Here is a 23633-nt window from a genome sequence, read left to right on the forward strand (position 1 = left end):
AGATTATGCCATACAAAGATACGAAAATAACTGCAAAGACCAGAGACATTTTTCTGACGGAGACGATATTATCTATCCACCATGACGTCCAGAGCGCCATCGATTACATAAGCGAGGTGTCCGGCCGCGAGTCCACAGAATTGGGAAAGAGCCCGGCGGTTATGGGAATTGAAAAAGTAAGGATCAGGCTCCCCATCATTTTCGAGACAGAGCAGAAAGAGCATAAGGTAGATGAAAAACCGGCTGTCTTTGACATCAAGACCATTGTAGGTAATCTGGCGCGGCGGAAGGGTTTTCTCATAGACAAGGGGGCGCCGGGTAAACGCGGCCTATATACCAAGGTAAAGTTAATACACCCAAAAGCGGCGGAGACAGCAGGAGCCGGAGAAGAAGGACCACCGAAGCAGCAGCTCGTAGGTGAGATAGAGATTATTTTTGCCCCCTTGGGCCGGGAAGAGTCCGAATAGGTGTTTCACGGCTCGATCTGACCTCTGACGAATCTTACGGAGGGGATTATGCATCTAATAACATCCTTCCGGCACCTGGAAATCAGAAAAATATCTTGTGTTGCTGTTTTGTTTCTCGCCTTGGTATTTTTTCTCCCATCCACAGTGCTGGCCGGTAAGTTACAAGGGACAGTCATCGGCCGGAAGGGAGACCTTAAAAAATACGTGAGAATCAGCTTAGTTGGCCGCGAATCCAGGACCACATTTACCAACGGCAGGGGAATTTTTGCCTTAGACGCACCCAATGGAAGATATGGAATGACTATATTTGAGAAAGGCAACGAACAGACATTTGCAGTTGAAATACCCGGCAGGTGGAAATTTCAGGTTGATTGGTAGGCGAAGGCAAGGCTATGTCACAGGAACAAAATAATAAGACAAACGACAAAAGAAAAGATGCCTGGGACAAGGCAGATATCGTTATAAAGGGAATCGGCATAGCCGTCATTTCCGGGGCCATTACCCTCTACGGCATCTGGGCAAACAATAGCCGGGAAAGAGAGGCCGAGATCAACCGGAAATCCCAGCTTTTTGTACAGACTATGAGCAACCGGGAGGCCTCGGAGTCCAACCTGAGGGCCAAGATGTTTGAACAGCTCATGAATCATTATTTTGAAAAAAAAGACGAAGAGGCCCAACTCCTATTTTTAAAACTTATTGCCCTCAATTTTCAGGAATACCTGAACGTCAAGCCCCTCTTTGAACACCTGGCCAGAAAACTGACCTCAAGCCTGCACAGGATGGAACTCCGGAGAGTAGCCAAGGATACGATCGGCCGCCAGATTGCGGAACTGGAAGGAAGCGGGGGCGAGGTATGGGAGGAGCCGGGTTGGCTTGAGAAAGGTAAGGTTACTCCCGCCGGACCGCTGCAATTGGAATTATTAGGGGTAAGCGAAGACCGTATTCGCATAAAAACATTGCCGGAAGATGAAGACGGATTCGAGGTGACATACTTCGATATGCCTTATGTGGACAATAGTACTATAAATGCCATGAGATATTCTGTAGTGCTCGCAGGAATAGACTTAAAAGGGGAAAGGGCTAAGATAAAGATAGTCATTTTCCCGGAGAATTACCTGAGTCCGAGAGACAGGCCGCGCATGGACTGCCTGATTACCGATCTTCTTAAAAACCAGGAGGCGCCTGCCCCTGTAAAGAAGTAATGGAGACTGTTAAGCAGTTCAAGCAGTTCAAGCAGCTCAAACAGATCAAACAGTTTAAACAGCTTAAACGGTTTAAGCTGCTGTATTAAATTCCGTCAAAAGGTGGCTATATGTTTCTCAAAAGAGGGAGCCAGGGCCGCCTGGTAAAAAACCTACAGGAAAGACTTAATGAACTGGGTTATGAAGCCGGGGAGGTTGACGGCTTTTTCGGGCCGAATACGGAAAAGGCGGTTTTAAGATTCCAGCAGGATAAGAAGATAGATGCCGATGGTATCGTAGGCAATCAGACCTGGCAGGCCCTGTTTGCAGAGGCCATACCCGAAACAGCCACTTCTCTGGATACACCGCCTTCTGAGGCATTATGCTTCGATATCTTCGGAGACTTCAGATTGGCCGGCTGGTCTGAACATAACCTGGTGCGCTGCGACCTGTCGGAATGGAAAGATGCCTTCCGCCACGTCTATTACAAGACCGCGACAGAGACCATAAGGATATTTGAACATACAGACTGGTTCGGGTTCCGGACCCACCGCCTTATAGTTCCGCAATTGCGGCTGGCCTTTAAAAACCTGGCCGGGCGCGGCTTATCAAATGATCTCAAGACCTTTGACGGGTGTTTTAACCCCAGACTGAAACGGGGCGGGTCCACCTGGTCCGTCCACTCCTGGGCCATAGCCATAGATGTAAATGCCGCCTGGAATGCCTTTGGGCAAAGAGACTTCGAAATGTCGAAAGAGTTCGCCGCCTGCTTTGAGGACGTTGGCTTCATTTGGGGCGGAAGATGGTCAAAACCGGACGCCATGCACTTCCAGTACTGTATGGACAGGTAGGGTGATTACGGCAGGTATAAAGAACGGCCAGGCGCAGGTGTAAAATGACGGGGGAAAGCGGAGCGCAGATTTTGAAAGGCCCAAGAATGAATACTCTCCAGGAGGTGAAAACATGACAGAATTTGTCGTTAATCCACACCGGTGTGATCCTTATAAGCAATTCAAATTCCGTATCAAGTGGGATGGGAAATATATTGCCGGAGTCTCAAAGGTAAGCGCCCTTAAGCGGATAACCGAGGTCGTGACCCACCGCGAGGGTGGGAGTCCTAATACCGTCCATAAATCGCCGGCACAAACCGTATACGAGCCCATTATTCTCGGCAGAGGCCGGACACACGACCCGGAATTCGAGAAGTGGGCCAATAAAGTCTGGAACCCCGGGGCAGGATCAGGGGCGGAAGTCTCTCTAAAGGACTTCCGGAAGGATATAATTATAGAGCTTTACAATGAGGCCGGGCAGCTTGCTATGGCCTTCACGGTATATCGTTGCTGGCCTTCTGAATACGTGGCCTTGAGTGAGCTCAATGCCAACGACAGCTCCGTGGCGTTTGAGTCCATAACGCTTCAGCACGAAGGCTGGGAGCGTGATTACGAAGTTACCGAGCCTATGGAACCGTCATTCACCGAACCATGAAGGGGGTAAAAAAATGAATGAAAAAGGTAAAAAAAAGAATGAGTTGACGCTGACCGTCAAGGTGCGTCTGGAACAGGCTAAAGGCAAGGAGCTTCCGGAGGTCGTGGTTTACGCCTTTGACCAGACCGGCCAGTTTCTTACCGCTGCCAAACTACCAAAGGGCGAGCAGGCCGAGGTCAGGCTGGATCTACCCATAGGGTTGCGAGGTACAACCGTACGAGCCATTCTCGGTCCACCCCTGGCTGCGGAAGACGAAGATGTGCCATCCTGGATGGCCATACTGATGCGCAGGGGCAAGGAACAAAAGGAAGTACCATCGTCAGCCGTCCTCGTACAGAGGGGGGCATACGAGAAGCGCGCCCGTATGCATACGGAGCACGAGGTGCTCAGTGTAGCGGTTTTTCCCCATGACTGGACAAAGTGGCTTCGATGTTTATGTACGGTGCAGGGTAGAGTAGTCAAACGCATGGCCCTGCCGGACGGCACAACCAAAGACCTGGGTGTCTGTCACGCCTGCGTCAAGATCTATGAGGTGGACAAGTTTCCTAAATTGATTGCGCGTCTGCCGGAGCGTGACCTTTTCCGGCTGAGGGATGATCTGTGGCGCCGCTTCAGGCAGTGGCCTCCCGAAGAATTGCCGTTTGAATACAAACCCAGGGTTTGGCCGTCTCCGCCGCCCCCGCCACCCGAACGTACCCAAATGTCCGGCATCTCCTCTCTCGAAGCTGTCTCAGCCGTGGCCATTAACCCCCAACCTGAACCTCCGATTGAGGCCCTTGGAAAGGGAACAGTAATTACCCCCATAAATAGTCAGATACAGACGGAGCTTGAACCAATCCTCCTCGCCGTATCCGCCACTGAACTGCGGTCGGCCCTGGTTGCCAAGGCAGACATACTGGTCCGTTTCGCCTGTCTCTGGGAATGGCTTTACTCCTATTTCCACACGGACCTGATCAAGTGTGCCTGCACGGATGAACAGGGTCGCTTTCAGACGACCGTCTCGTATCCCTGTGGCGGTGATAAGCCCGATCTCTACTTCAAGGTGATGCAGTGTATCGATGGCGCTTTGCACACCTTATACGACCCGGGGGTGGCATGTCACACCTACTGGAACTACGAATGCGGGAGTGAGGTAACCCTTGAGGTCACCGATCCGGCGGCCAGGGTCTGCGTGCCGACGGATCCTGTAGAAGTGCCGGCCGGCGTCTCTCTCTGGGTGATGCCTTATGCCGTGGGCGGCATCAGTCTGGATCGGATCAAGCCTAACTGGCAAAAGAACCTAACATGGCATGTGGCTGATCCGGATCCCACTAAGCGTGGTCTCACCGATTACGGAAGCATCGTAGATGCCCCGTTCGGCGGCTGGCTCGGTTTCCGTCATGGTTACGCCAGCAGCATTCCCACCCCTGCCCTGTATTACTACCGCTGGCGCTACAAAAAAGAAGGCGAAGCCGAGTGGCACGATTTCAGCGAACCTGTGGTGCGTCACTACGTCAAGGAAATGCCGGGAAAGCTGCCTACCTTCCCGGTCTGCACCCTGGGGCCAAAGGGGGTGGACGGCAAGAACCTGTACCGTTTCAAACCGCATGATCCATCCGAGTGTGGCGATTTTATCCCAGGTGGCACCAATTACTGGCCCACCGATGACTGGTTCGGCGACATCTACACCGGCTTTCTGAATTCACCCGGCCTGCCCGGGGGCGTGGACACCTCGGCCGGTAAGTACAAGATAAAGCTGGAGGTCTATGACCAGGCAGGCAACCGTGTCACTTCCGGGCCGGGGACCTTTCAGTTTATTGTGCCTACGGGCGTGGCAGATGATGGCGTGACCATCGAGACCCGGCTGGCTGATGCCGCCGAAATCGAGAGCGATGGTTTTGTCTTTTATCTGCACATAGACAACCGGAAGTGCACGGCTATCATTGACGCGCCGACTATTGGCGGCGTTTCGGCAGGTGACGTGTGCGGATTCCTCCGCTACACGCCGGGCGATTCCACCCCGGTGCACATCGCCTTCCACGCCGTGCATACGGCCAATTTTGCCACATTCTCTTTTTCGGTCACACGCGGCGCCACTCCGGTGAGCAACGTCGGTGGCGAGGTGGCGGCCGGCTCTGTAGCGGATAAGACCACGGCTCCGTCGGACCACAGTTACACGGGCGACGGCAACGGCAACTTCCAGCATGATTTTCCAACCGGCCGCCTGCTGGGGCCGTGTGCGGAGGCCGCCTTTGCCGAGGTTCTGAACGTGGATGCCAAGGCCACCAATGGCTGGCGGCGGCTTGACGAATATGATGCGGACGCGGTCCGCGCCTTCGCCCTAGCCCCGGAGACAGGCGATGAGACATAATAACCGGAGGATTTCAAATAAGAAGGAGGTAAAAAGCTATGCATAAGCCGAGGTTTTTAAGAAGTCTGGTGTTCATTGGATTAATGGTACTGGCAATGGCAGGCAGTGTTTTTGCCCAGCACGACGTATACCTGGAAACCCCAAATACTGTCCCTTCATATTGTCAGGAAACAAATATCTGGTGTGGTGCGGCCACTACACAGATGATCCTGGAAGGATATCCGGGCGGAACCGAACATCCATTTACGCAAACGCATATCTGGAACAGGATTCAGGCCCACAGGGATGACCTGGCGGTAAACTGGGCCACAGACCCTGATGGGCTGAGGGATACACTTATGGAGCTTGGCGGGGACCCCGGGGTGAGTTGGAATATCTATGCCAACTCCAATGCCCAGTCGTTGATGTACTCTGTCAGCTATTGGATGACCAGACGACAGTTCCCGACGGCCGTATTGGTCTATGGCTTTCAGCATTGGGTCATGATTGACGGCTTCACAACAGATGTGAATCCTACTACAAATGCTACAATAAATCTCCAGTCGATCGAGATTGTTGATCCTGGAAACTTTCCCTGTCCGACGGCCTCTTCCGGCGGCGTGCGATCCTTAATGACCGGAGCCAACTGGTACGCCAATTACTGGTACACGCCGGGCAATATCGCGGCCAGTAAGTGGAACGGCAACTATGTCGCCGTAATTGAACCGCCCGCCAAAGAGGGTGTAGCCAAGGCGCCCAGGCAGGTGGAAGAAGGACGTATAATCTCTGAGGGCGCCGCCAAAGAGCATGCCATGAGATGGTTTAAGGAACTTCGCCTGGAAAAACGGGCGCCCTATGCCGTACTGCGGCAGACCAAGGGACTTCAGCCGCTCCTGGTGAATCCAAAACGCAAGGGGTATTTCCTGGTCCCCCTGGGCTATAGTGAAGGGGAACTAAGCCAGGGAGCGATCCTTGTAAATGCGTACGATGGGAGTTTTCAGGAGGTGGGTGTCTTTCAAAGACCTCTCAAGTACCTCTCCAGGGATCAGGCCATACGGATTGCCCGCAACTACCTGTGCGCCTGCAAGGATAAGCGGCTAAGAGTTCAGGCCCAGCTCATGTTTCAACCTTCGGAGCAGACCCAAAGCCGGTTTATGCCCTTATGGGAGGTTATGGTGGACAGAGTCACTCTCTATATCACCCAGGAGGGCAAGGTATTTGAGAAGCTGACTCCGCTTCCACTGGGAGATTAAAAAAACTATGATTATGGGGTTGCCGGAAGCGCTTGAAGATATTGTTATGCAGTGCCGCGAGACCGGCAACCCCTGCAATGGCCTGGATATGGTGAATAAAAATGTCCGACAAGCCTAAAAAGCTTTCCGAAATAAGGTTTAAACCGGCGAGCCGGGTCTTCCCCTCTCCTTTAGATTGGCGGGACCAGTTCGTTTATTTTCTCCTGGTGGACCGGTTTAACAGCGGGAAAGGTGATATCCCTCCATTCGTACCTGGCTCAACGTCCACCGGCAGAAATGATGAAGAAGGCGAAAAATGGCAGGGCGGGACACTGAAAGGTATTACTGAGAGACTCGACTATATAAAAGGCCTGGGCTGTACGGCCGTATGGCTCAGCCCTATATTCAAAAACCGCACAGAGCTTAACACCTACCATGGCTACGGCATCCAGAATTTTCTCGATATTGACCCGCGCCTTGGGTCGGTTAAAGACTTACAGACCCTGGTAAAAAAAGCCCACAAGATGGGGATGTATGTAATTCTCGATATAGTCTTGAACCATACCGGCGACAACTGGGCCTATCCGGGAGGCTACCGCTACGAATACTGTGGGGGGCAGAGATTTCCCTTTGGTTTCTGGCGGGAAGTTACCCCTGGTTCAGGGATCGAGTGGCCGGATGATGCGGTCTGGCCGGTAGAATTCCAGAATCCCGAGTGGTACAGGCGAAAGGGCGAGATCCGAAACTGGGACACATTCCCGGAGGCGAGGGACGGCGACTTTTGTACTCTGAAAGAGCTTGATACCTCAAGCCGTGAAGTACTGCGAGCCCTCATCGACATACATAAGCACTGGATTGCCGTCACCGATGTGGATGGCTACCGACTCGATGCGGTAAAGCACCTGGAAGAGTCAAGCACTGCTCTATTTTGCGCGGCCATAAGGGAATATGCCCAGTACATCGGCAAAAAGAATTTCCTATTCTTTGGAGAGATCATCGGAGACGACCGTTTTATCGACCAGTATATCGGCAGAAATGCCCGCATCCCGGGCACTAACGAACGTTTTCCTTCCCTGGACGCCGCCCTTGACTTTCCCTTGTGGGGGATACTGGAAGGGGTAATAAAGGGATTTACAAATCCGGCCGAACTCAGGAAAAGATATGAAGGATTCCGGGAATTATATAGCGACCACGGTCGGGCCGGCGAATATTTTGTGACTTTTATTGATAACCACGACCAGATTGGCCGCTCGCCAAGGGCCAGATTTCTCCATAACGATCCCCTCCAGAGACAGGCTGTTCTGGCCATAGGTTACCTGCTTACAAGCATCGGTATCCCCTGCCTCTATTATGGGACAGAGCAGGGGTTCGACGGCGGAGGTGACCATGATAAGTACATACGTGAATGTATGTTCGGCGGCCGCTGGGGGGCCTTCAATACTACAGGGCATCATTTCTTTAACCCGGATAACCCCATCTATAAAGATATATCCCGTATCGCAGGGATAAGAGGGGAAGAGCCTGCTCTGCGTTATGGAAGACAATACTTCCGGGAGATATCAGGAAACGGCATCGATTTTGGCTATCCTATCGACGGCCGTTCTACCCTGGCCTATTCCCGTATTCTCGACAGCACCGAGATACTCGTGACCATGAATCTGGATATGAAGCCAAGGAGTGACTTTGTAACCGTAGATAGCAGCCTTTCTCCCATTGGTAAAGAAATGGTTAACCTTCTGGACGCGCGGTCAAGAGTAAAGATAAGCGAGGTAAGCGGACGGCATATAGTCCGCACCGACTTGCAGCCTCATGAAATAGCAATATTTAAAATCATTGTTCCATAAGGAGGGAACGGTATGAGTAAATTTGACAAATCAGCTCTGGGGTGGCTACCTGACTATCCTGATTTCAGGGACTATACACAGGAGCAGGAAAAGATCAGCAAAGTGCTGGCGCCCACCGGCGTTCTGAAGGCCAGGGTGAAGCAGCCTACCGCCGTCGATTTAAGGCCGTGGTGTTCAGCCATTGAGGATCAGGGGGCCCTCGGGTCATGCACGGCCCATGCGGGTGTGGGGATTGTAGAATATTACGAGAGGCGCGCCCTTGGAAGGCATATCGATGCCTCCCGGCTATTTCTTTACAAAGCCACCCGCAATCTTCTCCACTGGACCGGGGATACCGGGGCGTTTTTGCGGAGCACTATGGGCGCATTGGTCCTTTTTGGCGTACCGCCTGAAGAGTACTGGCCTTACGCCATCGCCGATTTTGACAAAGAGCCGCCGGCCTTCTGTTATGCCTTTGCCCAAAACTATCAGGCTATTCAATATTACCGCCACGACCCGCCCGGGACGCCGGGAGATGCCCTGCTTGATCGAATAAAAACTTACCTGGCCGTAGGTCATCCCTCTATGTTCGGGTTCACAGTCTATAGCTCCATTGAGCAGGCGGACAAGACAGGTAAAATCCCATTTCCCTGCCGGGGAGAAAGGATAGAAGGCGGCCACGCTATTGTAGCCGTTGGTTACGATGATAAGGTGAAGATTAAAAATACGGGTAAATGCGGGGTCGAAACTGCCGGCGCCCTTCTCATTCGGAACTCGTGGGGCACAGGCTGGGGAGATGCAGGCTATGGCTGGCTGCCGTATGAATACGTACTTAGAGGACTGGCCGAGGACTTTTGGTCTATTCTTAAGAAGGAATGGGTGGATACCGGAGAATTCAAGGCCTGAGAATTGTGGAGATATAACATGGAGTTGGAAGAACTGGGGCGACTGCTCCTGCGCTATGCTGACTTGTGCCTTAGGGCCGGATGTACCGAAGACGCCCGAATCATGGCCCATACCGCCGTTGAAGTGCTGAAGAATACCGGATCGGGACAAGGGATTACGGCCGCATACAGATTTTTCTACCAGATAGATGAGATTGAAAAAAAGGAAAAAGGTAAGGCCGCTACGCCCCGGCGCATCTCCGACCGGGCTGATAGTTTAGGGCTGGCCCCGGCAAATCCAAGGTTACAGGGATTGGAGTATGATTTACTCTCTGCCCTTGATCATATTACACTGGCCAGAGCTTTCCTGGATCTCTACGGGTACTTTAAATCAGGCCCAAATAATTTAGACTTTTCGCACGCCTCGGCGCATCTACGGCCGGACACCCTTATATCCAGGGCTGAAGAGCACCTTAAGGCAGCAGATAAGACCGGCACTAATTATGAAGATATACTCTCCTGTCAAGCCGAGTTATGGCGTTTAAAGGGAAACCTCCGGGAGGCCAAAAAGCATTGGCTGGAGATTATAAGAAGATTTAAAGATGAGGCTCAGGTGGCCTTACTTACCCCTGCCCCGCTCCCGGATAGAGCCCGGGACGGCCTCAGATTATTTTGCGCTGCGGCCGTCAACTTCGGGCAGTCATGTTTTTCTTTTGAGACTGGAGAATTGCAGGACGCCACATTTCTGGGAGACAGAGACTATATTGATGCCGTAGCCCTGGCTACGAGACTGAGCCACAAGTACCCCCAGATATTACCTGACGTGAGGAGCCGTGTTATCTTGCATGGGATAATGGGGAGGCTGTTTGCCTTTCAAAGTAAGTGGCCGGAGGCCTTTTTTGCCTTTCTGAAAATAACCGGTGATATTCCTGTCCCGGGGACGTCATGTATTATGTTATCTGAATAACGTGGGCAAGGGGACCGCTATTTTCTCGCCATTGGCCAAGACGCTTACTGTCATAGCAAAGGAGAATTCGGTACAGAGAGAGGCGTTATGGTGCAGGTGGATTTGCCGGGGGCATTTGCAGCGAGCCAGATTTTCGCCTTTTTGAGCAGGGGATATCTCAAAAGGGAGAAACGCCTTTTCATGCACAGGCTGATGGGGCCTATGGCCGCATATTTCGCCCTCCTGTTTGCTCCCACGGGAATTTTTCTCCTCATCTGCTGGCCGGCCTGGGAATGTATGTACCGGTGGGAATGGGTGGAAAAACCTGCCGGAAATCAATCTGTTACGCTCTTTTATGTAGGCTTTTACATGGCCATGGTAGTGATAGGGTGCGCCAGTTATATGCTTGCCCACTGGCTTTACAGGCAGGGTAAAGACCGGACGGTAAAAAGACTGTGTGTCGCCAGCGTGATTGCAACTCTGCTGCCCTTTTTTCTGTGGCCGTTTACCTGGTATTACATAGGCACTTACGCTCAGTACCACGCCTTTCCAAGGCAGTCTGCAACGTTCGGCACGCCTTTTTTCTTCTTTTCATGGCTTGGCGCCATGGGCTACTTCATTACAGCCTCGGTCTTTTTCGGTCTGTGGTTAAAAAGGAAGTCAAAGATTATGGAGTTGTAGCGTGAGGAACCATGGATGTGTTGTTTAGCCCCGGCAGGATAGGATCGCTTGAATTAAAAAACAGAATGATACGTTCTGCCTCTCATGAGGGACTTGCGGACAGGAGAGGCGCCCCGACAGAGAGACAATTTCAATTTTATAAGCGGGTTATAGAAGGCGGCATCGGGCTAATTATTACCGGTTACGCAGGTATGATGCAGAATGGCAAGAGCGCTCTCTACCACATGACAATGATCGACTCAGACGACCTGATACCTGCGCACAGGACTATGGTCAATAATATACACAACATCGAAGGGAAGATAGTGCTTCAGATCGCCCATTGCGGAAGGCAGACACTATCCTCGGAAACAGGCGAAGCCACACTGGTGTCGCCCTCGTCTGTTCCGAACCGTTTTTATAAAGAGGTGCCCCGGGAACTGTCTGAACCTGAAATCGCTGAGATCATCGAAAATTTTGCCGCGGCCGCCCGAAGGGCGAAGACTGCCGGATATGACGGTGTGCAGATACACGCCGCGCACGGCTATCTCCTGTCCACTTTTCTGTCAAGGCATTCCAATAAAAGGACCGACCGGTGGGGAGGACACATGGAGAACAGGTTTAGAATAGTGGGCGAGACCCTTCGGGCCGTGCGGGATACCGTGAGCCGGGACTACCCGGTCTTTATTAAACTGAACTCATTCGAAAAAGCCCGGGACGGGATAAGACCCGATGAATGTGTTCGTTTTTCAAGAATGGTGGAAGACACGGGTTGTTGCGACGCCATCGAGCTCAGCGCCGGAAGCAACGAGGACAGTTTCTACATGGCGCGGGGTAAATTTCCAACCGAAGGTATCCTCAAATATCTGAGACCGTACTGTAAGATGGGGAGGGTGGCCAAATTTCTCATAAGACACGCGGTCGCCCCGGTGCTTTCCAAAGTCCAGCCGCCCTTCAGGGAAGGCTATAATCTGGAGACCGCGGCCAGGGTAAAGAAGGCGGTCTCGTTACCTGTTATTACGGTAGGGGGTATGAGGTCAAAGGCCTTTATGGAGGCGGCTATCAGGGAGGGCAAGACGGATTTCGTCTCTATGGCGAGGCCGCTTCTGCTTGAGCCGGATCTGGCAAATAAGTTCAAGACAGGGGAGAGCTCAGTTGCCAGATGCGACAACTGCAATATCTGTTTTGTCGCCACAGACACCATGCCCATCCGTTGTCATAGAGACGAATTCAAGGGGCGCTGAGAGGATGAAAAAACTAGCGGAGTTTCTCAACTCACCTTTCGGGCTTCTTATCGCAGGGGCCATAATCAGCGGGCTTCTCGTCCAGTATATAGCCTCTAAGTGGCAGCAGAAGAACTGGCTCTTTCAACAACGGTTCACGGCAGAGAGCGCCAAATTTGATAAGGAGCTGGAACAGAAATACAAAATCCTGGAGGAGATTAATAGGTCTGTTGCAGAGATTCTGACACACTCTCAGGATGTGACAGTAGGGTATATGAAACAGGTACCGGCAAAGCAAAGGGAGGAAGAAATCCTCAACTACAACGAAGCGCAGATGAAATGGGAAAATAATTTCCGGATACATACGATCCGCATCAAGACTTTTTTTACGGACAAGAAGCTCCAGACAATGTGGGACGATATCAAGAAAGAACGGGACCACTTGGATGTTGCGTTTTACATGCTGACGGCACGAGGTCAAGGAACGCCTGAAGAATGTCTGGATATGATCAATAAGATTTCTGATATGACCGTTAACTTATCGCAGCGTATGCTGGCAGAGATTAATCAGATGAAACAACGTGGTTCCAAGTTGTAAGACACACTTCCGGATGACGCAGGACTAATCTTTCCCGTAACCGGGAAACAACAGGCCTACGGCTTGCCGTAGGCAGGAGGAGAGGAGATGATCGGTATCAAGGGACTCGCTGATTTTCAGGATCGTTTTTTCAACAGCGTCAAGGAGAAAAGTGCGGAACTAATAAAAGGGAATCTGGACGAGGAATTAAGGTCAGGTAAAGATTTTCCCGTATCAATCAGAGCTGACTTCTGCCTGCTTATAAACGAAATAAATGCCCTGAAGGGGGCGGAGAGCCTTCTCGCTGGCGTTACCAAAGAGTTACAAAATGATTTTAAGGAGCTTATCAACAGTACGAGTTTCGATAACTTTGTTGACAACTTCAGGGAGCTGGTCACGGTCGAACAGTTTAAAAAGGCACCCGACGTCTTGCGTGGTATCATCCACATGGAAATAGGTCTGGTTTTATCGTTTGTCACCGTCCTAAAGAACTTCGAAAGGCTTCAGATGGAAGATTATGCAGAGAGCCTTAATCAGTATTTCTTTGCACGGGACGGATACAAAACCGTATCCGGGGATCTGATTATGCGGCCTCAGTTCCCTAATGTCCGCAATTTGGAGGACGCAAGGGGAATCGGTGACCAGATCAATGCCGAACGTTATATCCGGGATATAACCAGGATCGTCGGAGAAACTACCGGCGACGCACTGTATGATCTCAGGCCCCGCTACGTCAGGCTTGTTCAGCAGTATCAGTCGGATTCCATTAAGAAGCTCATAGGCTGGTTTAATTCATTTGGAGACCTGGCGGAGGCCTCGTTGCTCCCGGCCGTTGAAGGTATAATCAACGGGGCCTTTAACCTCAGCTTAAATCCCCTGATAGCCGCAGCCATAGGGACGTTTTGCTCGGTTACCGCACGAAAGGCCACGGAGCATTCGTATCTTGCTCTTTTGAGGATAATGCCGTAGGATTTGAAATTTCAAATTTGAGATCAGGACAAAAGAAGGAAGCAGCCATGTTAGCGAAACCCTTTGCAGAATCCCCGCGGCTTGCCGCGGGGTGCCATATTTTATTTATTGACACACAGTCTTGAGTCTGGTAAACGTAACCTAATATGAAAATTTATGACGGCATAATTTTACGCTGGTGGTGGAGTGGGTTGATATAGGGTGAGGTGTACCCACTTCCCGGTTATTAACATACGTGCCGTTCAATAAACCGTGGGTCATCTCAAAATGACCTGCGGTTTTTTTATTGTAACTGCTCAATTAGCCACCAAGGCACCAAGACACAAAAGAAAGAAATCCCTAATGTTGACGCCTTGGCGTCTTAGTGGCTGAATAGTTGTTTTTTAAAAGGTAAAATGTATTCACCAACCTTTGAACAATTTAATAAGCTTGCTCAGCAAGGAAATCTCATTCCGGTCTATCGGGACATCCTTGCGGATATGGAGACCCCTCTTTCCATTTACCGTAAGCTGGAAGAGGGAAAATATTCCTTTCTCCTGGAGAGCATGGAGGGCGGGGAAAAATGGGGGCGTTATAGTTTCATCGGCCTGAACCCCTCGGTCATAATCCGGGCCAAAGGCGACAGATTGGAACGCCTCAATGCCGCCGGTGAGGTCCATACTGAAACCGGGGATCCTATCCTGTTCCTGCGCAAGGTCTTGTCGGCTTACAAACCCGTGGTATTTGACGGCCTGCCCCGTTTTTTTGGCGGCGCCGTGGGTTACCTGGGTTATGACACCGTACGCTTTATAGAGGCTATTCCGGAGATCAATCCGGACGTGCTTGGCTTCCACGATATGGTCTTTGTAATATGTGACCAGATCCTCATCTACGACACCTTCAACCAGTCTCTTAGGGTCATAACGAATGTGCGCATCAAGGAAGGCGATGATCTGCAATCGCTTTATGATCAGGCCATAGCCGGGATAGACGGCATTGTTGACAGACTGCGCAGGGCACCGGTTTCGCAGCCGGAGGATATTCCCCAGGATGATCTTCCGGTATCGGCCAACATGCCGCCTGAGGACTTTAAGTGTATGGTCGGAAAGGCCAAGGAGTATATCCGGGCGGGAGACATCATTCAGGTGGTGTTGGCCCAGCGCTTTCAGACGACGTGGCAAGGAGATCCCTTTTCGGTTTATCGGGCGTTGCGTAAGATAAATCCCTCGCCGTACCTCTTTTACCTCCGTTTTGATGACGAATATCTGATCGGTTCTTCACCGGAGGTCCTGGTACGGCTGGAGAACCGGAAAATAGAAGTCCGGCCCATTGCCGGGACGCGGCCCCGCGGAACAAACGAGGAAGAAGATCGCAGGCTGGAACAAGAACTCCTGAACGATCCCAAGGAACGGGCCGAGCATATAATGCTGGTTGACCTGGGGCGAAATGATGTGGGCCGGGTAGCCGGATACGGCAGCGTAGAAGTAAACGAACTGATGGCTATTGAACGGTATTCACACGTCATGCATATAGTTTCCAATGTGCGCGGCCTGTTAAAAGAAGGCAAGGATGCCTTTGACGTTTTCTCCGCTACGTTTCCGGCCGGCACGGTAAGCGGCGCCCCAAAGGTGCGGGCCATGGAGATCATTGAAGAACTGGAGCCCGACCGCCGCGGGCCGTACGCCGGTGCGGTTGGTTATTTCAGCTTTTCCGGCAACATGGACCTGTGTATCGCCATCCGCACGCTGCTCATTAAAAATGGACGGATAAGTGTCCAGGCCGGGGCGGGGATCGTAGCTGATTCCGATCCGGATAAGGAATATCAGGAGACGGTAAACAAGGCGCGCGGTATGCTGAGGGCTATCGAATGGGCAAAAAAGGGATTGGAATAGGCGATGATATTCATCCTCGATAATTATGATTCCTTTACTTATAATCTCGTCCAGGCCTTTGGCGAGATGGGTGAAGACCTGATCGTGGAGCGCAACGATAAGATCGGCCTCAAGGGGATTGAAAGACTTTCTCCCTCACACCTGGTCATTTCTCCCGGGCCGTGTTCTCCGGAAGAGGCTGGCATTTCCGTGACAGCTATCCGGTATTTTGCCGGCCGGCTGCCCATACTCGGGGTCTGCCTGGGGCATCAGTCCATAGGCGCGGCCTTTGGCGGCCGCATAGCGCGCGCCGAAAGGCTCATGCACGGCAAGACCTCTTTGATCTATCACGACGGGCAAACGATTTTTGAGGGGCTGCCGCTGCCCTTTGAGGCCACGCGCTATCACTCGCTTATTGTAGAGAAAGAGTCCCTGCCCGATTGTCTGGAGATAACCGCCTGGACCGAAGAGGGAGAAATCATGGGCCTTCGGCACAAAGAGCTTATCATAGAGGGGGTACAATTCCACCCCGAATCAATCCTGACCAGAGAGGGACCGGGGCTCCTGAAGAATTTTACAAGACTGTCCGGGGGGAGGAGATGACTGTGATCAAGGAAACGCTGGCTCGGGTAGTTAACCGCCAGGACTTAAGCGAAGAGGAAATGACGGCGGTTATGGAAGAGATTATGAGCGGCGCCTGTACGCCGGCCCAGATAGGGGCCTTTATCACGGCGCTCCGCATGAAGGGTGAATCTGTAGCGGAGATAACCGGAGCAGCCCGCGTAATGCGGGAAAAAGCCACTCAGATTAAGGTTGAGGCAGAGATAGTGGTGGATATCGTCGGCACCGGCGGTGACGCCTCTAATACCTTCAATGTTTCTACAACCGCTGCCTTTGTAATAGCCGCATCGGGAGTGAAAGTGGCGAAACATGGAAATCGTGCGGTCTCATCCCGTTGTGGGAGCGCCGATGTCCTGGAGGCGCTGGGGGCCAACTTAGATATTTCACCTTCACTCGTGGCCGCCTGCATAGGTAAGGTTGGTTTTGGCTTTCTTTTCGCTCCCAAATTACACCTGGCCATGAAACACGCCATCGGTCCCCGAAGGGAGATAGGACTGCGTACCATATTCAACATTCTTGGGCCTCTGACCAATCCGGCCGGGGCCAATGTTCAGGTCCTCGGGGTCTATGATGGCAGTCTGGCGAATACCTTGGCCTCGGTGCTGAAAAATCTGGGGTGCAAGGCGGCTATGGTGGTCTTTGGTGAAGGCGGGTATGACGAGCTGAGTATAGTTGGGCCTACCCGGGTAAGCGAACTCAAAGGAGGCGCTGTCCGCGATTATGTCGTGCAGCCGGATGATTTTGGCCTCAAAAGGGCTACTCCGGCGGAGATTATTGGTGGCGATGCGGCAAAAAACGCACAGATTGTGCGGTCTATTTTTGCCGGTGAAAAAGGGGCCTGCCGGGATATGGTGGTTCTTAATGCGGCTGCCGCCTTGGCTATCAGCGGCAAGGCGAGAGACATGTCCGAAGGTGTAAGGATGGCCGAGGAACTCATAGATAGCGGTGCAGCAGGCAAAAAGCTTGAGGAATACATCACGTTTTCCCGGAAAGCGGCATGAGATGAGAGATAGAAAAGATCATGGCTGATAGCTGACCGCTGAAAGCTGAAGGCTTGATTACTATGATTTTAGATAAAATCGTTGCCCATAAGAGACTTGAGGTGGCCCGGCGTAGGGAGGAAGAACCCATTCCTGTCTTGATGCAGGAGATAGGTCGCTTGGCAGCACCGCGTTCATTGAGCAGCGCTCTTACTGCGGGTGGCGGAATAAATATAATTGCCGAGATAAAGCGGGCTTCACCCTCTGCCGGCATGATAGCCGGTAACATAGACCCGTCGTCTGTTGCTATGGAATATGAGATGGGTGGGGCAGCGGCCATTTCGGTATTGACGGACAGGGAATTTTTTGCCGGTGACATTGCCTTTCTGCCCCAGGTCAGGCGGACGGTCTCGCTTCCCGTGCTTCGTAAAGATTTCCTCATAGACCCCTACCAGGTCTATGAGGCCAGGGCCTACGGGGCGGATGCCATCCTGCTCATTGCCGCCATCCTGGGAAACAGAGAGCTGAAGTCGTTTCTTGATTTGACACATGGGCTGGGGATGGAGGCCCTGGTTGAGGTGCATGATGAGCATGAACTCCATCGGGTACTGGAGACCGGAGCCGGCGTGATCGGGATCAATAACCGGAACCTCAAGGACTTTACAGTATCGCTGGAAGCCACCTTTAACCTTTGCCGCAAGATACCGGCGGGGAAGATAATAGTCAGTGAAAGCGGGATTAAAACCCGTTCCGACATTGTCCGGCTGGAAGAGGCCGGGATACAGGCGGTCTTGATCGGAGAGACCTTGATGCGAGCCCCGGACAGGACAAAAGCGATTATGGAGCTGTTAGGAAAAAGTGATCAGGATAAAGGTGTGTGGTATCACTAATATTGAGGATGCGTTGGCGGCCCAGGCCCTTGGGGCAGACGCCATAGGGCTGGTATTTGCCGAAAGCCCCCGCCGGGTGGAGAAAGAACGGGCCCGGAAGATCGTCCATGCCCTGCCTCCCTTTGTGCATTTGGTCGGGGTTTTCGTGGATGAAGAAAAGAGCGTGGTAGAGGAGATAGCTGATTTTTGCCGGTTGACGGTCTTGCAGTTCCACGGGTCGGAATCTCCTGAGTATTGTGCGGGATTTACCCGTCCTGTAATTAAGGCATTTCGCATAAGTCAGAGAGAAGATATCGAACGTATGGAACCGTACCAGGGTAAGGTAAGCGCATTTCTTTTAGACACCTATCACCCCGCGCTTGCCGGCGGTACCGGGCAGGCCTTTGATTGGACTATGGCTAAAGAGGCCGGAAAGATCGGGCCGGTTATCCTGGCCGGCGGCCTTAACCCGGATAATGTCGAGGCTGCCATCCGGGCTGTTAGGCCCTATGCGGTTGATGTGAGCAGCGGCGTGGAGATGTCGCCGGGCAAGAAGGATCATGATAAGATACAGCTGTTTATAGAACGGGCGCAGCAGGCGTAAATCATATAATCAGCCCGTCTTCTGAATTCTGTCTTCTGTATTCTTTCTAAAGGAGGTAAGCATAATGCTTCCAGACAAAAGAGGGCATTTTGGCATGTTTGGGGGACGTTTTGTCCCGGAAACATTGATGCCGGCCCTTATGGAACTCGGGAAAAAATATCACTACTACCGGAAAGACAGGTCCTTTAAGGAAGAGCTCCGCTTCTACCTTACGGAATACACGGGCAGGCCAACCCCGCTTTACTTCTGCAAGCGTCTTACGGAGAAACTAAAAAGGGCCAGGGTCTATTTAAAGCGGGAAGACTTGACCCACACCGGGGCACACAAGATAAATAATACCTTGGGCCAGGTCTTGCTGGCCAGGAAAATGGGCAAAAAGCGGGTTATTGCCGAGACCGGAGCCGGACAGCACGGCGTGGCCACGGCCACCGCTGCGGCCCTTTTGGGCCTGGAGTGCGATGTCTATATGGGCGCGGTGGACATCAAGAGACAGGCCATGAATGTCTTTCGTATGCAGCTACTCGGTGCCAAGGTCATACCTGTGGAACAGGGCAGCAAGACCCTGAAGGACGCTATTAACGAGGCTATCCGGGACTGGGTAACCAACGTTCAAAATACCCATTATGTGATCGGCTCGGTGGTGGGGCCGCATCCTTATCCCATGATAGTCCGTGACTTCCAATCGGTAATCGGTCAGGAGACGCGGCGGCAAATCCTAAAAAAAGAGGGACGCCTTCCCGATGTTATTATAGCCTGCGTGGGCGGCGGGAGTAATGCTATGGGCATCTTTTATCCCTTCCGAAGTGACCCGGTCCGCTTGATCGGCGTGGAGGCGGGTGGGGAGGGCATCCCCTCCGGGCAGCACTCGGCTACCCTCGGTGCCGGAAGCATCGGCGTTCTGCATGGGGCTATGAGCTACCTGCTTCAGACCGCTGACGGCCAGATCAGAGATACCCATTCCGTAGCTGCGGGTCTTGACTATCCCGGTGTGGGGCCGGAACACGCCCATTATCAGGATAGCAAGCGCGCGGAATACGTCTCGGTAACGGATGCCGAGGCATTGGAAGGTTTTAAGCTCCTTTCCGAGACCGAGGGGATTATCCCTGCCTTGGAGAGTGCGCATGCCATCGCCTACGCCGCCAAGATTGTGCCCAGGTTGTCCCGTAAGGATATAGTAGTAATCAACCTCTCCGGCCGGGGAGATAAAGATGTAGAGACCGTAGCCGGTCTTTTAGCAGGAGGTGCTGCATGAGCCGTATAGCAGAGGTTTTTGCCGGCAAGAAAAAAAACAAGAAAGCTGCTCTCATCCCGTTTCTTACCGCCGGTGATCCATCTCTTGACCATACCGCAGAACTGGTGTTGGAGATGGAACGGCAGGGGGCGGATCTAATTGAATTGGGTGTGCCTTTTTCCGATCCCTTAGCCGACGGGCCGACCATCCAGGCCGCCAGCCAGCGTGCCTTGACCCAGGGTGTACGCCTGGAGGACGTCATCGGCCTGGTTCGGAATCTTCGCAGCAAAACCCGTATCCCGCTCGTCCTGATGACTTATTATAATCCGGTCTTGCAGTATGGGTTGAAACGCACGGCCCGGAAAGCAGCTCAAGCCGGCGTGGATGGCTTTATCATCCCTGATCTTCCTCCCGAAGAAGCAGAAGAGTGGAAAAAAGAGGCAGACAAAGCCGGTCTGGACACCATTTTTCTCCTGGCTCCGACCAGTGACCTCGACCGGATTAAGAAGGTTACCCGCTTGAGCAGCGGTTTTATCTACTATGTCTCGGTTACCGGCATAACCGGCGTCAGGAAAGATCTGCCGGGCGATCTTCTGGCTAAGTTAAAATTGGTCAAGAAACACGCTACCGTTCCTGTGTCTGTGGGATTTGGCATCTCCACACCGGAACAGGTGGCCATGCTGGCCCCGCATGCGGACGGCATCATCGTGGGCAGCGCCATTGTAAATCTTATAGCCAGACATGCTGAAGATCCGCAGCTCGTGCCCATCGTGGGCCGATTTGTGGCCCATCTCAAGACCGGGATATAGTAGCTTAATTATATTTGTCCTCTGAGTTTGGTCCAGGCTATCCCTAAATATTCGTAAACAGCCGTTTCCGACTTATGGAGGTTATCCGCATGGGGAAAGAACGAACCAGGGCCTAACGCCTGGTTACTCTTGACCCGATGTCTGGTAGGGGCAGGAATCGGATTCATCCCTAGCTTTTTAAACAGGGACATGGCCCGCGGCATGTGGGAGGCTGAGGTCACCAGGACAAAAGGGGCGCTGCCGACTATAGACTTCATGATGCAGGCCTCATCGTGCGTATCTTTGGGCCTGCTTTCGACAATTATATCGTTCCTATCAACACCAAGTTCCCTGGCAATACCGGCCATAACCTCGGCATTAGGAACCGGGTCAAACACCCTTCCGCCGGACAAAACAAGCTTACTACCCGGTTGCTTCCGGTAAATTCGAATTCCCTCTGCCAGACGAACCATGGAAGAATCATCTATCTGACTGGTCATGGGAAGTTTTGGGTCAGAGGTATGCCCTCCGCCCAGGACGACAACAAACCTTGGCGGATATTTAGGCCCATCCGCCGCACCTTCAGTAACATAAGTCTTGTATCTGTTTTCGAGGGGATGCAGGAGCCGGTCAGATATAAACCCATAGCTTAAAAGCGTCAGGGTAATTAAGCCGATAGATATAAGCGCCTTGCCCAGCCTTTGTCTTCGCGTGAAGTACAGCAGGAATAATCCTGTAAGGGAAATTTCAAGGCACAAGGGTAGCGGGAGCAAAAGTTGAGAGATTATTTTTTTTAGCAGAAACATAAGCATATCCCTATCGATGATAATCGTATTGTCAAAAGATTAACCACAGAGCACACCGAGAAGAGACGGTTTCAACCGTTTGAGCGGTTTAAGCTGCTTGAACTGTTATAAGCGGTTTAACAAATGATGATGGCCACGTAACTTCAAAACAGTATGGCGGCCTACTGTAAAATTCCAACCTGCGGTGGGCACGCCTCGTCGTGCTCCCTCTCTCTAATCGCACATTTTTTTTCAAAGCCGGCGTATAGAGATTTCAGCCGGGCTTTCTGCCGCTCCACAGTCGGCGGGATGGATGCCAGGTTTTCTCCCGGATAGGGCTGCTTTCGCCCAATATCAAGGCAAAAATCCATACTTTTTTCGAGATGGTCCTTGAATTCCCGCAGGTTTTTGATTTCTTTGGGCGTGTGTTGACTGCGAGCCACCTGTTTTTCGAAGTAATCCACGTACAGCACGATTTCGTTGGCAAACATGTGCGGCCGCTGAGATGAAACCAGGGACGGGCTCCGCCCGTAGATGTGATCCACCATCTCTTGCAAGGTGTAAATTCCGTTGAACCAGGCGAGGTTAGGGCCGGGGCATATACACTGGGGCGCATCTTTGGCCTCGGCGATTCCCAGGGCGATGAGGGCTCCATTTCCCAGATGATCGCAGATACAGGCCCTTTCCATGATCTCCTCACGCAGCCTTTCTTTCTCAGCCTCCGGAAGCCCCATCTGGTTTATCTCTTTCAGCTTATTTTTCTGGAATTGTCTGGAGGCAAGACATATAGGTTTTTTAGTAAATTCGGTGTTGGATATCAGATAACCCTTGGCACAGGGAGAGCCCGGCCTGCCCTCCGCCGCCATCTTGCGCAGCCACAGTTCTGACCCGGTGTTGCGCACATTGTTGAAAGGAATTCCGAGAGGGGAGGCGCCGCTAATGTAGAGATCAGTTTCTCCGGCCTGCCTTAATAACTCACGGGTAGGGGCATCCACACAGGTGGCTTCAGGGACCAGGAGAAACGGGGTGCCCCATCCGGTCAGGTCCATACCGAAGTCTTCCTGCAGCCTGCGCACCTCTCCGTGGTTGCCGATACCACCCTGAACAGTGATGAGTGGGCCGGTTTCCAGACCCGGTTCCGGATAGGTCCAGCCCATATCCCGGTAGTGCCTGAGTATCAGCGGTTTAAATTCTGCGGCCAGTTGCCCGCGTTTTTCCTTGAATTCCTGGAGAATGCCGGGGAGTAAAATTCCGTTGGTGGGAAAGGCATGCCCTCCGCAATTAAGTCCTGATTCAACGCGGAATTCATGCACCTCCAATCCCTTTTTCGCCAGGAACTTCCCCTGGATGAGTGCGGAGCGGAAGTCGCTCACCTTGAGGATTATCTTCTTTTTGACCTCACCCCGTTCATCCCGGTAAAAATCCCGGAACCGGGTCATGTAGGTGTAAAGGCTCTGGTTAATCCCGGCGGAAAATACGATGCCGGACCTGAGGCTGCTATCGGCATAGCCTTTAAGGGCTGTTTTGGCGTCGCTGAATTCATCATCGCGGGGGTGGCCGTTTCTGTCAAAGGTGTTGTCCAGTTTGACCATAATATTGACGTCAATAGAGCCGGCGTGCATTCTACGGGTCAGATCCCTTTCCAGCGCATCTCGTTCCGGCCCGGCGTGCATATCCAACAGCCTGCTGTAATCCTTTTTCAGGGGGCTTTCATCCGGTAACAGCTCAAAATACTTCCTCTTGTCGTTGTCTGCGAAGAAGGGTTGTTGCCGGATGTCCTCCATTCTAAGCCGAACGATTTCCCGAACGACTTCGAGGTAAGCAGTGATCCTTTTTGCCCTGCCATGCTCTTCGTGCCTTGGGATTTCGACGTATGGTAAATTGTATTTTTCGCTGTAGTATTTGCGGATTTGTTCGAGCAAAATATCATCTACCAATGAAATAACGGAAGAGATACCCAGCGGAGCCACACGGATGGGCGTGTCAACAGAGTGCCCGGTACCCATGACCGGGATGTGAAAGGTGTGGTAATAGTCTATCATGTACGCCCCTTTTTGTTCGGTCGAACCGATACAATGCCTTCGAAAAGGCGCAATACGCAATATGTTACAGCAACCTGCGGTAAGATT

Annotated in this window: 23 protein-coding genes; 21 read left to right on the plus strand and 2 right to left on the minus strand. The window is 52.2% G+C overall.

Annotated features, from left to right (window positions below):
* Nucleotides 1-5 precede the first annotated feature (5 nt).
* The 21 genes from PHT49_05140 (at nt 6) to trpA (ending at nt 20740) form a co-directional block, all read left to right on the plus strand.
* Nucleotides 6-467, plus strand: a complete 462-nt coding sequence (locus PHT49_05140; GenBank protein ID MDD5451260.1) for a hypothetical protein — start codon at nt 6-8, stop codon at nt 465-467.
* A gap of 48 nt (nt 468-515) precedes the next feature.
* Nucleotides 516-845, plus strand: coding sequence for a hypothetical protein (locus tag PHT49_05145; protein ID MDD5451261.1), 330 nt, complete (start codon nt 516-518; stop codon nt 843-845).
* 14 nt (nt 846-859) lie between these two features.
* On the plus strand, nt 860-1669 hold the full coding sequence (locus tag PHT49_05150; GenBank protein MDD5451262.1) for a hypothetical protein: 810 nt from the start codon (nt 860-862) through the stop codon (nt 1667-1669).
* 110 nt (nt 1670-1779) lie between these two features.
* Nucleotides 1780-2499, plus strand: a complete 720-nt coding sequence (locus tag PHT49_05155; GenBank protein ID MDD5451263.1) for a peptidoglycan-binding protein — start codon at nt 1780-1782, stop codon at nt 2497-2499.
* Nucleotides 2500-2611: 112 nt separating this feature from the next.
* Nucleotides 2612-3133, plus strand: coding sequence for a phage tail protein (locus PHT49_05160; protein MDD5451264.1), 522 nt, complete (start codon nt 2612-2614; stop codon nt 3131-3133).
* A 13-nt stretch (nt 3134-3146) separates the two neighbouring features.
* Nucleotides 3147-5483 carry a hypothetical protein gene (locus PHT49_05165; protein MDD5451265.1) on the plus strand — a complete coding sequence of 779 codons (2337 nt, stop codon included), beginning with the start codon at nt 3147-3149 and terminating at the stop codon, nt 5481-5483.
* A gap of 38 nt (nt 5484-5521) precedes the next feature.
* Nucleotides 5522-6715: a hypothetical protein gene (locus PHT49_05170; GenBank protein ID MDD5451266.1), complete on the plus strand. Its 1194-nt coding sequence runs from the start codon at nt 5522-5524 to the stop codon at nt 6713-6715.
* Between the two features lie 101 nt (nt 6716-6816).
* Nucleotides 6817-8538 carry an alpha-amylase family glycosyl hydrolase gene (locus PHT49_05175; protein MDD5451267.1) on the plus strand — a complete coding sequence of 574 codons (1722 nt, stop codon included), beginning with the start codon at nt 6817-6819 and terminating at the stop codon, nt 8536-8538.
* A 12-nt stretch (nt 8539-8550) separates the two neighbouring features.
* Entirely contained in the window at nt 8551-9423 is an 873-nt protein-coding gene (locus PHT49_05180; GenBank protein MDD5451268.1) for a C1 family peptidase, read from the plus strand.
* Between the two features lie 18 nt (nt 9424-9441).
* Nucleotides 9442-10368, plus strand: coding sequence for a hypothetical protein (locus PHT49_05185; GenBank protein ID MDD5451269.1), 927 nt, complete (start codon nt 9442-9444; stop codon nt 10366-10368).
* A gap of 87 nt (nt 10369-10455) precedes the next feature.
* Entirely contained in the window at nt 10456-11028 is a 573-nt protein-coding gene (locus PHT49_05190) for a hypothetical protein (GenBank protein ID MDD5451270.1), read from the plus strand.
* Nucleotides 11029-11039: 11 nt separating this feature from the next.
* Nucleotides 11040-12251, plus strand: a complete 1212-nt coding sequence (locus PHT49_05195) for an NADH:flavin oxidoreductase (protein ID MDD5451271.1) — start codon at nt 11040-11042, stop codon at nt 12249-12251.
* A 4-nt stretch (nt 12252-12255) separates the two neighbouring features.
* Nucleotides 12256-12828, plus strand: coding sequence for a hypothetical protein (locus PHT49_05200; GenBank protein ID MDD5451272.1), 573 nt, complete (start codon nt 12256-12258; stop codon nt 12826-12828).
* Nucleotides 12829-12915: 87 nt separating this feature from the next.
* The gene (locus PHT49_05205) at nt 12916-13776 is read left to right on the plus strand and encodes a hypothetical protein (protein MDD5451273.1); all 861 of its coding nucleotides are present in this window, start codon (nt 12916-12918) and stop codon (nt 13774-13776) included.
* Nucleotides 13777-14171: 395 nt separating this feature from the next.
* Nucleotides 14172-15647: an anthranilate synthase component I gene (trpE, locus tag PHT49_05210; protein MDD5451274.1), complete on the plus strand. Its 1476-nt coding sequence runs from the start codon at nt 14172-14174 to the stop codon at nt 15645-15647.
* A 3-nt stretch (nt 15648-15650) separates the two neighbouring features.
* A complete protein-coding gene (locus PHT49_05215) occupies nt 15651-16229 on the plus strand; it encodes an aminodeoxychorismate/anthranilate synthase component II (GenBank protein MDD5451275.1) in 579 nt (192 codons plus the stop codon).
* 2 nt (nt 16230-16231) lie between these two features.
* Entirely contained in the window at nt 16232-17248 is a 1017-nt protein-coding gene (gene trpD, locus PHT49_05220) for an anthranilate phosphoribosyltransferase (GenBank protein ID MDD5451276.1), read from the plus strand.
* Between the two features lie 62 nt (nt 17249-17310).
* Nucleotides 17311-18117: an indole-3-glycerol phosphate synthase TrpC gene (gene trpC / locus PHT49_05225; protein MDD5451277.1), complete on the plus strand. Its 807-nt coding sequence runs from the start codon at nt 17311-17313 to the stop codon at nt 18115-18117.
* Nucleotides 18086-18700, plus strand: a complete 615-nt coding sequence (locus PHT49_05230; GenBank protein MDD5451278.1) for a phosphoribosylanthranilate isomerase — start codon at nt 18086-18088, stop codon at nt 18698-18700. Before trpC ends, PHT49_05230 begins: the two co-directional genes overlap by 32 nt.
* 64 nt (nt 18701-18764) lie before the next feature.
* On the plus strand, nt 18765-19952 hold the full coding sequence (gene trpB, locus PHT49_05235) for a tryptophan synthase subunit beta (GenBank protein MDD5451279.1): 1188 nt from the start codon (nt 18765-18767) through the stop codon (nt 19950-19952).
* Complete coding sequence (gene trpA, locus PHT49_05240) at nt 19949-20740, plus strand: tryptophan synthase subunit alpha (protein ID MDD5451280.1); 792 nt, start codon at nt 19949-19951, stop codon at nt 20738-20740. The genes trpB and trpA overlap by 4 nt, the downstream gene beginning before the upstream one ends.
* Nucleotides 20741-20748: 8 nt before the next feature.
* Here the strand turns inward: trpA and elyC are convergent, their stop codons facing one another.
* The gene (elyC, locus tag PHT49_05245; protein MDD5451281.1) at nt 20749-21525 is read right to left on the minus strand and encodes an envelope biogenesis factor ElyC; all 777 of its coding nucleotides are present in this window, start codon (nt 21523-21525) and stop codon (nt 20749-20751) included.
* Nucleotides 21526-21686: 161 nt separating this feature from the next.
* Nucleotides 21687-23546 (minus strand): hypothetical protein, encoded by a 1860-nt coding sequence (locus PHT49_05250; protein ID MDD5451282.1) that lies wholly within the window; start codon nt 23544-23546, stop codon nt 21687-21689.
* Nucleotides 23547-23633: the final 87 nt, after the last annotated feature.

The sequence above is a fragment of the Desulfovibrionales bacterium genome (assembly GCA_028715605.1).
Lineage (GTDB): Bacteria > Desulfobacterota > QYQD01 > QYQD01 > QYQD01 > QYQD01.